The organism is Pantoea sp. SGAir0183, assembly GCF_043545505.1.
This window is the reverse complement of the sequence record NZ_CP028053.1, coordinates 1,292,337-1,307,366: the sequence shown is the minus strand read 5'-3', so window position 1 is coordinate 1,307,366 and position 15,030 is coordinate 1,292,337. Positions and strand designations below refer to the sequence as shown.

The following is a 15,030-nucleotide window of genomic DNA, read 5'->3' as shown; positions in this document are numbered from 1 at the left end:
CCCGCACTATAATCCCCACTTGGGGCCAGCCGGTGAAAGCGTGATCGGGATGGGCTTGCCGCTTACCGCCACGCGTGGTGCAGAAGGCGTGTTCCACTGAAAAAGACAGATATGCCAGCCGCCGGGAATAAGACGCGAACGGTCAATAATCCCATCCGCGCCTGTTGCTCTGGCTTTATCTGCGTTGTGCCATGAATCCGGGATTCGCCCCTGCTGCAGCGCCATTCGCCAACTGCCATCAGCGGCTTCTGGCAGGATTCCCAGTTGCTCACATTTTGCCTTATCGCGCTGATCTACCAACCAGGCCCCTGACAGGCGTAGTGGAATCAGGACGCGTGAAAAGCCATCCTCACGCATATAGCCCGATACCGCCATGATGGACCATTCCGGCAGCGGACTCATATACAAGGCCGGTTGCCCGTGGCGATGATAACGCCCCGCACTTTGCGGGCCGGGTGCGGCGAGCACCGCCTGCGCCTTCGCAGTTAACACAGCGCGATAAAAAAGGCCGCCCACGGGCAATAGTGCGTGATGCATGTTTGTCTTTTCTCCCGCAACAACCCCATCCCTGCGATTGCTGAACGCGCCAGTTAATCGCTTAGTGCGTAGCCACGAACCAGCCCGACCTGTCGGCGCATGTCTGCCTTGCCTGCGCACAAGCCGGTGATACACAGGCGCGGGGCCAGCCGATTATCAGATTCGTTCCATCTGCCCGGACGACACGGTGTGATGCCGTTTAGGATGCGACTTTGGATGCGCCGGATTACATTGCTCATGTGTGCCGGGCAGATAAAATCTGCCGTCCTGAGAGGGCGCAGTACCGCCGGGACAACCATTCATGCCGCGCTGACCATTGTGGCCAGGCAACCCAGCACCGCCAGGTTGATTGTCCATACTTCCGCCGTTACCGCCCGCTCCGCCATTTCCACCTTCCCCACCGTTCCCCCCTGGCGCGGCATAGCAGACTGATGCGGTTAACAACAAAATAAGCAAAGCAGCGCCTCTGCGCATGGTGTGACCTCCGTGATTCGCGATTATTTTTCGACAGTAATGACATCCGGCGTTTGCGCCACAATCTTCAACGGCGTGCCTTTTATAGCCTGCCCGAGCGCTTCACGAAGCGTCATGGTGCCCTCTACAGGATTCACCTGAACAGCCCCAGTGCGCGACAAATCCGTCTGGATAAAACACCCGGTACCGTGCGCCAACTGTTGCGCCGTTTCGTCAAAACGCGACAAATGAAGATTGTAGGTCGCTTCCGCATCACATTTACCCGCAGGGATGTGACCAGAAGATGACTGGCTGCACGACGTACACGTCAGCGCCAGCAGCAAGCAGGCTGAGTTGAAGAATGTGAAATGCATAACGCCTCCGGGCACAGGAAAACTTGTGTCTTTGTCCCATAGTCAACTGTTTCTGTCAGCGTGCAGAGTATGTCTGAGTGTGATCGCAGGCGAGGAGGTGGGAAATATGCGGCTCGCTATCGTGCCGCTTCGCACTGGCGGTAATGACCTCTCTTAGCAGAGAAAGCGAGAGCAGCGATGCACAGAGAAAGTCACGTTTTACGGTGTCGTGCTCACCGGGCGCGACGGAACGCGTCTTCGCCGTCCCTGGCGCTACCATGATTTTACGGTGATGTGTCCTGTGTAAACAAAACGGAACCGTAGCGGGCATGGCGCCCTTTCCTGTCTGGGCGTCATGCCCGTTTTTGCTGCGCATTGACAAGATGCTGGGGTTGATTGATCGCTTTGCGCGCAATCCAGTAGAGCAGAACCCGCTCGTCGTCACTGTCGCGGTCCGCCATTGACAATAATTTCAGTGCCAGGGTAGATTTCGTGACAGGCTGCTGTTCTGCGCTCAGTTCGATCACTGCCTGACCGATAATGCAGCAAACTTCATCCTCACTGGTGATGGATTCATATGTCCGGTCTTTCATATTTCCTCCTGTTGAATGGACTTTAAGCCTGGCAAAAAAATGCTAAGCCTGCCGGGAAAACAGGTTGGCCGTAATATTCCCTTACTGCTGTTTACCTGCCTTCATTACCTTGACTCACCTCGTTACACTTACCCCACGCGGCCATTCATTCCGCCCTGACAGCATTTCATTCCGCGTTGCATTCCGTTCATGCGCTTTCCGCCCTCGCGCGTAGGGGTTTTGGTTATTCTGACGCCAGTATTCAGTTTCCCCCTGGGAGTAACATAATGAACGCGACTCAACAGACTGCCCACCAGCGTACACGCTGGCTCACACTTATCGGTACGGTGATAACTCAGTTAGCGCTGGGGTCCGTTTATACCTGGAGCTTATTCAATGGTCAGCTCGCGCAAAAACTGGATGCGCCCGTAAGCCAGATCGCATTTTCATTTGGTTTACTGAGCCTGGGGCTGGCCATCTCTTCTTCACTGGCTGGCAAGCTGCAGGAGCGTTTTGGCGTCCGTAAGGTCACTATCGGCGCAGGTATATTGATGGCGCTGGGATTGGGGCTGACCGCCCATGCAGATAATCTGATCATGCTGTACCTGAGCGCGGGCGTGTTGTTAGGTCTGGCCGATGGCGCAGGGTATCTGATGACGCTATCCAACTGTGTGAAATGGTTTCCTGAACGTAAAGGCATGATATCGGCCTGCGCCATTGGCGCTTACGGTCTGGGAAGTCTGGGATTTAAATTCATTTGCGGGGCACTGTTGGCACGATTTGGGCTTGAACAGACCTTTGTGCTCTGGGGCCTGCTGGCAATGGCGATGATTATTGCTGGCGGACTGATGATGCGCGATGCGCCGCTGCAATCTGCGTCAGCTACTCAGGCAGAAGCGACGCGTCAGTATACGTTGGCCGAATCGGTGCGTCTGCCACAGTACTGGATGCTGGCGTTGATGTTTCTGACTGCCTGTATGAGCGGGCTGTATGTGATTGGCGTTGCAAAAGACATCGGGGAAGGTTTGGTTCACCTCAGCACCCAGACCGCCGCTAACGCCGTCACGGTCATCGCGGTAGCAAACCTGAGTGGTCGGTTAGTACTGGGCGTGCTGTCCGATAAAATGGTGCGTATTCGCGTGATCTCACTGGCCCAACTGGTTTCACTGATCGGTATGAGCCTGATGCTGTTTACACAGATGAATCAAACCACGTTTTTCCTGTCCCTGGCCTGCATTGCGTTTAGCTTCGGCGGCACCATTACCGTCTTCCCTTCGCTGGTCAGTGACTTTTTCGGCTTGAATAATCTGACCAAAAATTATGGCATGATTTATCTCGGCTTTGGCATTGGCAGCGTAATGGGTTCGCTGGTGGCCTCAATGTTTGGCGGCTTTACGGTCACTTTCAGCCTCATTATGACCCTGCTGGTTATATCACTGGTGCTGTCACTGACAATCCGCCTGCCGCAGAGCCAGCCAGCCCATGAACCGCTGTTGCAGCGTCAGTAACGTTACAGGGCCAGATAAGCCTGGCCCTCACCATCAGCCGCGAAAACGCGGCTCTTCCATACCGGCCACGTCGACATCCACCGCAAAAATATCGCCCGACTGCGGATAGCGGGCGAGATCCTCTTCGCTGAGGTTTTCGCGTGAGCTGGTGATGAACAGCGTCTTGAGATCGCTGCCGCCAAACGTCACCATGGTGGGCCATTTCACCGGCAGTGTAATCTCATCGACGATTTCACCGTCGTGCGGATCAATACGCACGACGCGTCCGCCGTCAAACAGGGCTGACCAGTAATAGCCCTCACTGTCGACAGCCGCCCCATCGGGCAAGCCACCACGGGCATCAAACCGCCGGAAGATTTCACGCTGCCCCGGCTCGCCCTGAGCATCAAGCGGATAGCGATAGAGCACTTCATTCGGCGTATCGCTGTGATACATCCACTGACGGTCAGGAGAAAAGGCAACGCCATTGGAAATTTTGATGTCGCGTGCCTTCACCTCAAGCGTCAAATCAGGCGTTACGCGACAAAGCAAGCCGCCGTTTTTATCCTGTGGCTCCCATAAACTGCCGCACCAGAAATTACCCCAGGGATCCACACGGCCATCATTGAAGCGGCTTTTCCCGGCGATACCGGGATTATCCGCCACTTTTTTTTGCGGTTTCCCCTGCTCGTCCAGCAGCCAGACGCCGCTACGCAGTGCGGCAATGATACCGCCCTGTTCCCGCAGACCGATGCATCCGACTTCTTCTGCCTGGGGAAATGTGGAGAGCTCACCACTCGCCGGATCGAAACGATGGATGGCCGGTGCCAGAATATCCACACACCACAGCACCTGTTCCTGCACAGACCAGAGCGGACATTCTGCCAGCTCAGCCTGAAGCGGCAGAACGTTTTTTACCCTATGCGTCATGTTTGTCTCCCTTAAATTGTCCTGATATTACTGTAGCGCTAATTTCCATCTTCACACATGCACGTCAGCCTTGTTTTTAAGACAGGTCTCACGCATATTAATACCTATTCGGTCTATTCCGATTGGAATATGCGCTCATCCTCTTTTTCGCGTTCTTTTTTGAAATATCGCGACATATTTATCGAAATAACTCTACACAGGCTGCATTTTTGCTGCACTTTTTCGGCGTATTATCCTGAGTATTGAAAAAGAGGAGGTGCCGTATGCCAGACATCGTTACCGCCGCGCTGTTCCCTCAGTCGGTAGCCTTTATTTCTCCTGGACAGGAGGCGTTATCCGCAGACGTTCCAGCGCAGCAGAAAGGAGGCATAAAACAAAATGATATTCACTGAAGGGCAAAGATTTCACACAGCATAATATAAAAAGAAGGTGGGATATAATCCCACCTCATTTATTCATTAACTTTTCACTGCGTAATTACACTGATACCAGGTTTTCTTTAAACCTGGTATTGTGCTGTCCTGAACAGGGAGTGACTCTACTTTATCAAAACCTTTATTGCTGCAGTAATTCGCGATATCAATTTCCATTGCATCACGATTCACTTTCAGCGGGTCGAAACGATATTGTACGGTATTTGAACTGGGATCTTCATCAACACGTTCAAACGCCCCGGGTTTACTGGCGGTACAACCGCTCAGAAAAATAAGTGCAAATGCACCCATGATTGCCATTTTCATTTTATTTCCTCACATTTTGACGCAGTGTAAGGCGCTGCAAAATGCGCATCTATAGGATTAGTACGCGAACAACTGCGTATTTACGAAGTTTTACCAATTGATTCAATACGGTTAAACAACTGGCAGGTTATGCCAATAAACTGCGACACTGATTCCAGTGAAAAGCCTCACGAACAACACCAGGAATTACTCTAAAAAAAGCCTCTCTCAGCATTTAGCCCGCCACTGGCGGGCTTTTTTCTTTTTAACCTTCGCCTGAAAGCGCAATCATTCTACGAAGCAGATTGGCGGCTTGCTTGTCCGGGAGTGCGAGGATGGCACTATAAAGATCGACAGACATGGCACACATGGAAGACCGATCAACGGCGGCATCGGCAGGCATATTCAGCTGTTGCAGCTTATTGCCCCACTTCAGGTAGAGATGGTCGACGATGGTCTTGAGATCGTGCAGCGCCTGCTTGCGGTCCAGCGGTTGTTCGTCCCCCAGACTGTTAAGCAGCAAATACTCGGTGGCATCGGCATCTTTTTGGTTCAGGCTGGCGGGCAGAGTTTCAACCAGATTGATACCGCCCTTCACCTGCGGATAAAGGAACTGAAAACAGAGGCCCGGGTCAATTTTATTGAGCGTCTGCATTTCTTCCACCGAGACGCCAATATATTTCAATACGGCCGCGTCAGTACCCCGCATAAGGCGCTGATTGATCACATCCGTCAATAACCCGCGCAGTTCGCCCGTTGCCTGCAACATGGGTTCGCCTTCACGCAGTTTGCGCGCCAGATCGCGCGTCAGTATTTGCCACAGCGCGGGTTCCTGAGTGCGCAGCACCCGATATACCGTAGCCTGTGCCATATAATCTGCCGCGCGCTCGTAGCGTTTCTCCTGCTGCTGCTGAGGCTGGATCCAGCTGAACCATAAAACATTCGACAACAACAGCGGCAGGATAAAAAGAACCACACCCTGCCACGCTTTAAGCCGGGTGGTTCTGACTAACATAACGATGATAATCGCCAGCAGCACAAAGGCGGCCAGCGTAAGAAAAAGCAGGAGAGTCATACTACGTTGTTAATCCTTACGCACATCGATCAGTACCGGGCAATGCGCGCGTTCAACCACAGCGGCACTCACAGATCCTTTTAATAACCGGTTAAAGGGCGATAAATGACGTCGCCCCATAATAATCATGCTGGCATTGAGCTGCTGGGACTGGGCCACGATTGTCTCCGCCGCTTCGCCGGCCAGAATCATACCTCGCGCCTTAATGCCGGCCTGGAGCAAGGGGGCCAGGGCATGACGCACCACCATTTCAGCGGTATTTTGCTCATCCTGCGCGGCCACAAAATCTGCCGGATCTTCACCGGCATCAATATCAATGGGCTGGCTACAGGATGAATAGGCGGGATCGATACAACACAGCACAATCACTTGTGCATCATGCGCCTGTGCTTCTTCGATCGTTAACGACACCACTTTCTTCGCGACCGGTGAATTATCGATAGCCATTAATACTGTTTTCATTGAGCACTCATCCTTCAACAGCGGCAATTTTGCCAATTTCACGAATCAGAGCCTGTTTGCACAGCAACATTTCTTCACGATAGCGTGATTCATGCTTCTTAAACCGCGCCGTGGGCACCAGTAAGGAGACCGCAAAGCGGCCAAACAGCGTATCGAGCGCAAAGGCCATGGTTGAAACGCCTTCAAGGGTTTCACCACGGTCGTAGGAAATGCTGGTTTCACGCACTTCCCGAAGCATCTCTAACAGTGCTGCCTGCGTCTTAACCGTCTTGTCCGTGAGTTCGCGCCAGGCATCTCCCACCAGCGTCCGGACGTCTTCATCGCTTTCCAGCGCCAGCAAGGCGCGGCCACCCGAGGTGCTGTAGAGCGGCAGCTCCAGTCCGATACGGGGAACCACCCGCAGCTCGCGCGACGCCACAACATAATGAATGACGGCAAGCTGCGCACCACTGGCGCGGGACAGGGAGACCGTTTCATTGGTATCCGCCGACAGTTTTTCCAGCAGCGGCTTGACCAAATCGACCACATCCGTGTTCACGCTGGCGAGCAGCTTCAGTAAAGCTGGCCCGAGACGCAATCCGCCCGCCCCACTGCTTCGAACCAGTTCGGCGCTGTCCAGCGCGGCCACAATGCGCTGTACGGTAGAACGCGGCAGATCAACCGCATGCGCGATTTCGCCCAGACTCATGCCACCGGGATGCTCGCCCAGAGCATTAAGAATTTTAGCCGCGCGCGCAATAACCTGAATACCGCCCGTTTTTTCATCTTCGCGGCTGGATGATTGTTGAGTCATAGCGTCGTCCTTTTTGAGCTGGCTTACTGTAACCCGAAAAGCGCACGTTTTACAGCGTGTACCACATTGCAATACAGCATATTGCCATGTAATATCGCCCCGCCTGTATCGCATCGCAATACATCGAACCAAAAAAACAATGAGACACCTGCTATGACGACCCAGCCTGGCACTGCGCCGCCGCTGCATCCCTTTACCTTACGTCTCGCCCTGGGCCTGCTTGGCGTCTGGATCGCGGCGCTGACCTCCGGGCTCAACGATCGCGTCAGTGATATTGCGCTGGCCGATATTCGTGCTGCCCTCGGTATGGGCTACGACGACGGAAGCTGGATTGTTTCGGCTTATCAGGCTGCCGAAGTGGCCGCCATGATGATTGCGCCGTGGTTCGCGGTGACGTTTTCCCTGCGCCGCTTTACGTTGTTTGTTTCGGTCGGCTTTATGCTGTCCGGAATACTGTTACCGCTGATGACCGATCCTGTGCTCTTTATGGTATTACGCGTGATCCAGGGGCTCTTTGGCGGCGCGCTGCCGCCGATGCTGATGACCGTCGCCCTGCGTTTTCTGCCACCGCCGTTCAAGCTCTATGGATTAGGCGCCTATGCCCTTACTGCCACCTTCGGGCCGAATATGGCCGCGTCGCTGGCCGCCTTCTGGACCGATCAGGTCAGCTGGATGTTTGTCTTCTGGCAGGTTGTGCCCGGTATGCTGATAGCCCTCGTATTAACCGGCTGGGGATTGCCTCAGGATCCGTTGCGCACAGAACGTTTTCAGCAGATCGATCTGTTCGGGATGCTCACAGGCTGTAGCGGGATGGCGTTAATCATTCTGGTACTCAGCCAGGGCGAACGGCTTGACTGGCTGGATTCTCCGCTGATTGCCGCTATGCTGCTGGCCGCCGTGCCGTTACTCATCGTCTTTTTAATCAATGAGTGGTTCCATCCCCTGCCGCTGTTTAAGTTGCAGATGCTGCGGCGACCTAACCTGCTGCACGGCCTGCTGGTACTGGCCGGCGTCCTGATCGTGTCGCTGTCCGGCTCTGCCCTGCCTTCCAGCTATTTTGCCCAGGTCGATGGCTTTCGCATCGCCCAGTTCGCGCCGCTGGCGTTGACCATTGGGTTGCCCCAGCTCGTTGTGGCGCCGTTGCTTGCCGCCCTGCTGAATATCCGCTGGATTGACTGTCGCTGGATGCTGGCAGTGGGCTTGTGCTTCCTGATTGCCTCCTGCCTGCTCGGTATGCAGATCACAACGGACTGGGCGCGGGATAACTTCTGGCTGATTCAGGCGTTGCAGGCCGTAGGCCAGCCGATGGTGATTCTGCCCGTGCTGATGAGCGCGACCAGCGTGGTAGCACCGCCTGAAGGACCTTTTGCCTCGGCGATGTTCAACACGGTACGCGGGTTTTCCAGCATTGCGGCCTCTACCCTGGTGTCATGGTTTGTCAGCCATCGTGAACAGTTTCACTCCAGTATCCTCGTCAACCAAGCGGGCAGCAGGCCGTGGCTGATGACCGCCCCCAACAGCAGTCAGGCCAGCAGTCAGTTTCCGCTGTTGCCCGATGGCAGCGTGAGTTCCGTCGAGAATCTGCGCGGCTTTGCTACCCAGATAAAGCACCAGGCGCTGGTGCTCGGCCTGAGTGATACCTGGCTGCTGCTGATCGGTTTTGCGCTGCTGCTGCTGGTCGTCACCGCCTGGCTGCCCAAACGCGTCTGGCCGCCCCAAACCTTGATTCAACCTGCAACCTCCACGTCGAGATAACTGTATATGCGTGCTTTAGTAATGAGAAAAACCGTGCTGCTTTCCCTGCTGCTGCTGGTTTTGCTGGCGATGGCGCTGATTGTCTGGTCCGTGATGACCCGTAACGATCACCGTACCAATGATGCCTGGGTCAATGCCGATTACACCCTTGTTGCGCCCAAAGTGTCGGGGTACATCGCCAGCGTCAGGGTGAAAGATAACCAGCAGGTTGCCGCCGGTGAACTCCTGGCGACGCTGGACGATCGCGATTACAAAGTGGCACTGGAAAGCGCGGAGGCCGCATTGCAGGTCAGTGAAGCCAAACTGTTGAGCAGCAAAGCACAGCTGGAGCAGCAGCAGTCGGTCATTGATGAACAGAAGGCCAGCGTTTCCGCCAGTCAGGCTTCGGCGCAGTATGCCGGACAGAGTGCCGAACGCTATAACCGTCTCTATCAGCGCGGCACCGTTGCCGCTGACGAGCAGCAAAAAGCCAGCTCGGCGCAGCGCTCTGCCAGCGCCGCGGTGCGTCAGAGTGAAGCCGCGCTCGCTTCTGCGATTAAGCAGGTTGGCGTGCTGCAGGCAGCCGTCCGATCCGCCGAAGCGGATGTTGCTGCCGCCAGGGCCAGCGTCGACCAGGCACGTCTTAATCTGTCTTACACCCGCATTGTGGCCCCGGTGGCCGGCATGGTGGGACAGCGCGCAGTGCGCCTGGGCGCCTATGTTTCCGCCGGTACCCGTTTGCTGGCGGTGGTGCCGTTACAACAAACCTATATCACCGCGAATTATCTGGAAACGCAGTTGCAGGATGTGCGTCCGGGTCAACCCGTCCGCATTAGGGTAGATGCTTTGCCTGACCAGATTTTTACCGGTCACGTCGACAGTCTTGCCCCCGCGACAGGCGCGACATTTGCGGCGATTGCTCCCGATAATGCGACCGGCAACTACACGAAAGTGGTTCAGCGATTACCGGTTAAAATTGTCCTGGACCAGAACCAGAAAAACCTGGCGCAACTCCGCGTGGGCATGTCGGCAGTGCCGGACATTGACGTTCGATAAAAATGTGAACAAACTCTCAGAACCAAACTATTTATTTTCGGTCTGAATACGCGTAGATTAGCCCCGATCCTGTTCTGAGTTATTCAGTTCGTACGGGAGATCGTTGACCGTAAATCTGAACGGCGACCTTATCCTTTCTGTCCGCGTTGCGCTGGATGGGATCGCCAATATCGTAACCGCTCAGAGGAGTTCGCTTGTGAAATATGCGCTGATGGGAATTTCTTTCTTTGTACTACTTTGGGTCGGCACCTTTGTGCTGATGCTGTAGTCTCTGCAGGCATTCCACAGGGGCGACAGGTGGTCGCCCCAATGGGATGTTAAATCTGTTCTTCCATACTTTTCACGCTGCCCGGCAAAATGCCGTCGGCGCGAAACATCGCCTTAATGCCTCTTACCGCCTGTCGGATACGATCGCTGTTTTCAATCAGTGCAAATCGGACGTGCGTATCGCCATAATCACCGAAGCCCACGCCGGGTGAAACGCATACTTTCGCTTCCTGCAGCATGTGCTTGGCAAATTCCAGCGAGCCCAGATGCGCATAATGATCCGGAATCTTTGCCCAGACGTACATCGACGCTTTGGGAATATCCACCATCCAGCCCGCTTCATGCAGCCCTTTCACCAGCACGTCGCGGCGACGTTTATACTGTTCGGCAATATCGCGCACGCACTGCTGATCCCCTTCCAGGGCCGCAATCGCCGCGACCTGTAAGGGCGTAAAGGTGCCGTAATCGTGGTAGCTCTTGATTCGGGCTAAGGCGGCGACCAGCTCTTTGTTGCCCACCATAAAACCTATGCGCCAGCCGGCCATGTTATAGCTTTTTGACAGGGTGAAAAATTCGACGGCCACATCCCGTGCGCCAGGCACCTGCATAATGGACGGCGCTTTCCAGCCATCATAGACGATATCGGCATAGGCCAGATCGTGAATGACCAGCACGTTGTACTGTTTGGCCAGCGCTATGACGCGCTCAAAAAAGTCCAGCTCTACGCACTGAGAAGTGGGATTCGACGGGAAACCCAGCACCATCATTTTAGGTTTAGGATAGCTCTCGCGAATAGCACGCTCCAGCTCATTGAAGAAATCAATGCCCTCCACCAGCGGGACGGAGCGCACCTGAGCGCCTGCGATAACGGCCCCATAGATATGAATGGGATAGCTGGGATTCGGCACCAGCACCGTGTCGCCATGGTCAAGCGTGGCCAGCATCAGGTGAGCCAGACCTTCTTTGGAACCAATGGTGACTATCGCTTCCGATTCGGGATCAATATCTACCTGATAACGCTCCTGATACCAGCGTGAAATAGCACGCCGCAGGCGAGGAATACCGCGCGATGTGGAATAGCCGTGCGTATCTTCACGTTGAGCCACCTGGCACAGTTTTTCGACAATGTGCGGCGGCGTCGCGCCATCGGGATTACCCATTGAAAGGTCGATGATATCTTCGCCGCGCCGACGCGCAGCCATCTTCAGTTCAGCGGTAATGTTAAAGACGTAAGGGGGCAGGCGTTCAATACGCGAGAAACGACGAGTGGTGCTGTTATCAGCCATGGTATCCTCTGGAAACGTTAGCGCCCGGACCGTCCGAGCGACGCTGGTCACTGCGGTGACCTCAACAAGAACATAACGCGCTAATAACAACTTTGTCGAGAGGAGCAGAAAATTTTTTATTTTCCCGGATTGAGCCGCTCGAGCAGCCAGTCATTCACCCAGCGGTCATTCAGCAGATAATTATTTTGCAGCGTCCGTTTCAGCAGAAAGCCGTTTTTTTCCAGAATTCGCCGGGAAGCCCAGTTTCCTTCCACCACCAGCGCCCGGAGTTTGAGAAAATCGGCGTCGAACAAACACGCACACAGCGCTTCCAGCGCTTCACTGCCAAACCCCTGACCACAGTGGCGATGCAGCAGCATATACCCCACCTCCGCCTGACGGGCGGGCTGCCATTCAGGCGTACAACCCAATAACCCGATGGCTTCCCCGCTGTCGCGCCGCCTGATGACCAGGCATAACATGTGAAAACTGCCGGGTTGCCAGGGTGCCAGACGCTGACGAAACCGCTCACGGATATCATCTTCATCGGGAATGTCACTTACCCAGCGCATAGTATCGCGATCTTCATGTACCGCACGAAACAGCTGCCAGTCTTCAGGCTGCAAAGAGGTTAACGTCAAACGCGAGGTAGTCAGATGCATACATCACTCCGGGCGATAACACGTAATAAAGTCACCGGGCCTGACCACAGTGGACCGGGCCGCACTGGCAGCGGAAAAACGTTCCTCTTAAATGAGCTCAACATTTCCTCTTTTTCAGCTTTTGAATAAATTGATCTAAAACATGAACTGCCCGGCTGGCTGTCAGGCACGCTGGCACAACATCATCACATTTTTTATCATAACCTTCTTTGACCTCGCTGAAGAGTCGCCTGTGACTTCACACTTTACTATGCTTCTGGCCGTCTTTGACCGTGCGGCGCTGATGCTGATTTGCCTGTTTTTTCTGACGCGAACCCCACCTTTTCGTCAGATCCTGCAGAAAGATGAGCATACGGCGCTGGAAAAAGCGGCCGTGATTGCCATTTTTTCACTGTTTGCACTTTTCAGTACCTGGTCAGGGGGCAATGTCGACGGTTCATTGCTCAACGTACGGGTGATCGCCGTGATGGCTGGCGGTATTTTGTTTGGTCCCTGGGTTGGCATTACCACCGGTGTGATTGCCGGTCTGCACCGCTTCCTGATAGATATTCATGGTGTGACGTCAGTGCCCTGCCTGATGACCAGCATCATCGCCGGCATTGTCGCCGGTGCCATTCATCGCCGGGTGCAGCGCGAACGGCGCTGGCTGGTAGGGATTCTGGGCGGCATGTTTTGCGAAAGTCTGACCATGCTGCTTATCGTGTTGTGGGCCACGCCCACCGCGCTCGGGCTGACCATTGTTTCTGAAATTGCCCTGCCGATGATTCTGGGCGCCGCCAGCATTGGCTTAATCGTGTTGCTGGTGCAGAGCGTGGAAGGTGAAAAAGAGGCTATTGCAGCACGTCAGGCAAAACTGGCGCTGGATATCGCTAACCAGACCCTGCCGCTGTTCCGTCAGGTCAACAGCGATTCCCTGCGCCGTGTCTGTGACATCATTAGACGGGAAATCAAGGCCGATGCCGTCGCGATGACCAACAAGCAGAAGATTTTGGCCTATGTTGGCTACGGTGAACACAATTACCAGCATGGTGACGACGGGATCAGCCCGACGACGGCGCAGGCGATGCACAGTGGGAAGATCATCATCAAAAACAATGACGAAGCCCACCGGACGAAAGATATTCACTCCATGATCGTCATCCCCTTGTGGGAAAAAGGCAAGGTGACCGGCACGCTGAAGATTTATTACCGTCGTGCGCACCGCATCACCGGCTCGCTGAAAGAGATGGCGGTAGGCCTGTCCCAGATTATTTCGACGCAGCTGGAAGTCTCGCGTACGGAGCAACTGCGCGAAATGGCCAATAAAGCGGAACTGCGTGCCCTGCAGAGCAAAATTAATCCGCATTTCCTGTTCAATGCGCTGAATGCCATTTCGTCATCTATCCGGCTCAATCCCGATACGGCGCGCCAGTTGGTCATCAACTTATCGCGCTATCTGCGCTACAACCTCGAACTGAATGACGATGAGCTTATCGATATCAAGAAAGAACTCTGGCAGGTAAAAGATTATATAGCGATTGAGCAGGCGCGCTTTGGCGATAAGTTAACCATGATTTATGACATTGACGAGGATTTGCATTTTTCCCTGCCCAGCCTGCTGATTCAGCCGTTGGTGGAGAATGCTATTGTTCATGGCATTCAGCCCTGTAAAGGTAAAGGTGTGGTGACGTTAAGTGTGCGAGACCTGGGCGACCGCGTGCGCATCGCCGTGCGTGATACCGGTAAAGGGATCAGTGACGAGGTGATTGATCGTGTGGCTCGCAACGAAATGCCCGGCAATAAAATTGGCCTGTTAAATGTCCATCACCGGGTGAAGTTACTCTCGGGCGAAGGGCTGCACATTGCGCGTCATCAGCCCGGCACCGAAATCGCGTTTACACTGAGCAAAACCGGGCAGTTACTGGTGGGGAACCTTGCATGAAAGCCATCATCGTCGAGGACGAATTTCTGGCCCAGCAAGAGCTGAGCTGGATGATTCAGCAACACAGTAAGATTGAGATAGCGGCCTGCTTTGATGACGGTCTGGATGTCCTCAAATATCTGCAGCAGCATCGGGTTGATGTGATCTTTCTCGACATCAATATTCCCTCTCTGGATGGCATGTTACTGGCAAAGAGTATTCATCAGTTTGTTCATAAGCCCCTGATTGTGTTTATCACGGCCTGGAAAGAGCATGCCGTGGAAGCCTTTGAACTGGAAGCGTTTGACTATATTCTGAAACCGTATCATGAATCCCGTATCGTCACGATGCTGAACAAGCTGGATGCCACCTGGCAGCAACAGCACGCGCCCACTCAGACGCCAATGGCGCAGAGCGTACTGACCGTGAATCTGACCAAAGATGAACGCATTATCGTGACCGACGTGAATGACATTTACTACGTTGAGGCGCACGAGAAGTTAACCTTCGTCTATACCCGCCGTGAAGCCTATGTGATGTCGATGACAATGACGGAATTCTGCTCACGCCTGCCCGAACACCTGTTCTTTCGCTGCCACCGGTCCTACTGCGTCAACCTCAACAAAATCCGGGAAATCGAACCCTGGTTTAACAATACCTATCTGCTGAAGTTGCGGGATATGGAAGTACAGGTACCGGTCAGCCGCAGCAAAGTAAAAGCGTTTCGGCTACTGATGCGGTTGTGAGAGGGAAAGGCGGCTCTGC

16 protein-coding genes are annotated in these 15,030 nt (G+C 54.3%); 6 read left to right on the top strand and 10 right to left on the bottom strand.

Annotation, left to right across the window (positions count from 1 at the left end; translation table 11 throughout):
- Nucleotides 1–6 precede the first annotated feature (6 nt).
- The 3 genes from C1N59_RS06285 to C1N59_RS06275 all read right to left on the bottom strand — a co-directional run bounded on the left by C1N59_RS06285 (nucleotide 7) and on the right by C1N59_RS06275 (nucleotide 1,936).
- Entirely contained in the window at nucleotides 7–537 is a 531-nt protein-coding gene (locus C1N59_RS06285; protein ID WP_058701251.1) for an RES family NAD+ phosphorylase, read from the bottom strand.
- A gap of 497 nt (nucleotides 538–1,034) precedes the next feature.
- Nucleotides 1,035–1,364 (bottom strand): STN domain-containing protein, encoded by a 330-nt coding sequence (locus C1N59_RS06280; protein ID WP_039339814.1) that lies wholly within the window; start codon nucleotides 1,362–1,364, stop codon nucleotides 1,035–1,037.
- Nucleotides 1,365–1,696: 332 nt separating this feature from the next.
- Nucleotides 1,697–1,936 carry a hypothetical protein gene (locus tag C1N59_RS06275; protein ID WP_006120349.1) on the bottom strand — a complete coding sequence of 80 codons (240 nt, stop codon included), beginning with the start codon at nucleotides 1,934–1,936 and terminating at the stop codon, nucleotides 1,697–1,699.
- A 266-nt stretch (nucleotides 1,937–2,202) separates the two neighbouring features.
- Here C1N59_RS06275 and C1N59_RS06270 point away from each other — a divergent pair, with 266 nt between their 5' ends.
- Nucleotides 2,203–3,423 carry an L-lactate MFS transporter gene (locus C1N59_RS06270; protein WP_172912883.1) on the top strand — a complete coding sequence of 407 codons (1,221 nt, stop codon included), beginning with the start codon at nucleotides 2,203–2,205 and terminating at the stop codon, nucleotides 3,421–3,423.
- 33 nt (nucleotides 3,424–3,456) lie between these two features.
- Here the strand turns inward: C1N59_RS06270 and C1N59_RS06265 are convergent, their stop codons facing one another.
- From C1N59_RS06265 to C1N59_RS06245, 5 genes are all read right to left on the bottom strand, one after another.
- Nucleotides 3,457–4,332, bottom strand: a complete 876-nt coding sequence (locus C1N59_RS06265) for an SMP-30/gluconolactonase/LRE family protein (protein ID WP_039339825.1) — start codon at nucleotides 4,330–4,332, stop codon at nucleotides 3,457–3,459.
- A gap of 458 nt (nucleotides 4,333–4,790) precedes the next feature.
- Nucleotides 4,791–5,072: a hypothetical protein gene (locus C1N59_RS06260; RefSeq protein ID WP_006120355.1), complete on the bottom strand. Its 282-nt coding sequence runs from the start codon at nucleotides 5,070–5,072 to the stop codon at nucleotides 4,791–4,793.
- Nucleotides 5,073–5,316: 244 nt separating this feature from the next.
- Nucleotides 5,317–6,126, bottom strand: coding sequence for a hypothetical protein (locus C1N59_RS06255; protein ID WP_394550433.1), 810 nt, complete (start codon nucleotides 6,124–6,126; stop codon nucleotides 5,317–5,319).
- Nucleotides 6,127–6,135: 9 nt separating this feature from the next.
- Entirely contained in the window at nucleotides 6,136–6,588 is a 453-nt protein-coding gene (locus tag C1N59_RS06250; RefSeq protein WP_006120358.1) for a universal stress protein, read from the bottom strand.
- A 7-nt stretch (nucleotides 6,589–6,595) separates the two neighbouring features.
- Nucleotides 6,596–7,381, bottom strand: a complete 786-nt coding sequence (locus C1N59_RS06245) for an IclR family transcriptional regulator (RefSeq protein WP_006120359.1) — start codon at nucleotides 7,379–7,381, stop codon at nucleotides 6,596–6,598.
- A gap of 153 nt (nucleotides 7,382–7,534) precedes the next feature.
- On the opposite strand from C1N59_RS06245, the gene C1N59_RS06240 reads away from it, so the two are divergent.
- The 3 genes from C1N59_RS06240 to ypdK all read left to right on the top strand — a co-directional run bounded on the left by C1N59_RS06240 (nucleotide 7,535) and on the right by ypdK (nucleotide 10,439).
- Nucleotides 7,535–9,136, top strand: a complete 1,602-nt coding sequence (locus tag C1N59_RS06240; protein ID WP_394550432.1) for an MFS transporter — start codon at nucleotides 7,535–7,537, stop codon at nucleotides 9,134–9,136.
- A 6-nt stretch (nucleotides 9,137–9,142) separates the two neighbouring features.
- Entirely contained in the window at nucleotides 9,143–10,171 is a 1,029-nt protein-coding gene (locus tag C1N59_RS06235) for an HlyD family secretion protein (RefSeq protein WP_039339837.1), read from the top strand.
- 196 nt (nucleotides 10,172–10,367) lie between these two features.
- Nucleotides 10,368–10,439 (top strand): membrane protein YpdK, encoded by a 72-nt coding sequence (gene ypdK, locus C1N59_RS06230; RefSeq protein WP_006120362.1) that lies wholly within the window; start codon nucleotides 10,368–10,370, stop codon nucleotides 10,437–10,439.
- A 49-nt stretch (nucleotides 10,440–10,488) separates the two neighbouring features.
- On the opposite strand, the gene alaC is transcribed toward ypdK, so the two are convergent.
- Complete coding sequence (gene alaC, locus C1N59_RS06225) at nucleotides 10,489–11,724, bottom strand: alanine transaminase (protein WP_006120363.1); 1,236 nt, start codon at nucleotides 11,722–11,724, stop codon at nucleotides 10,489–10,491.
- 116 nt (nucleotides 11,725–11,840) lie between these two features.
- Nucleotides 11,841–12,365 carry a GNAT family N-acetyltransferase gene (locus C1N59_RS06220; RefSeq protein ID WP_039339839.1) on the bottom strand — a complete coding sequence of 175 codons (525 nt, stop codon included), beginning with the start codon at nucleotides 12,363–12,365 and terminating at the stop codon, nucleotides 11,841–11,843.
- Nucleotides 12,366–12,615: 250 nt separating this feature from the next.
- On the opposite strand from C1N59_RS06220, the gene C1N59_RS06215 reads away from it, so the two are divergent.
- Entirely contained in the window at nucleotides 12,616–14,286 is a 1,671-nt protein-coding gene (locus tag C1N59_RS06215) for a LytS/YhcK type 5TM receptor domain-containing protein (protein WP_394550793.1), read from the top strand.
- Nucleotides 14,283–15,011, top strand: a complete 729-nt coding sequence (locus C1N59_RS06210) for a LytR/AlgR family response regulator transcription factor (protein WP_054687347.1) — start codon at nucleotides 14,283–14,285, stop codon at nucleotides 15,009–15,011. The genes C1N59_RS06215 and C1N59_RS06210 overlap by 4 nt, the downstream gene beginning before the upstream one ends.
- The last annotated feature ends 19 nt before the right edge of the window (nucleotides 15,012–15,030 follow it).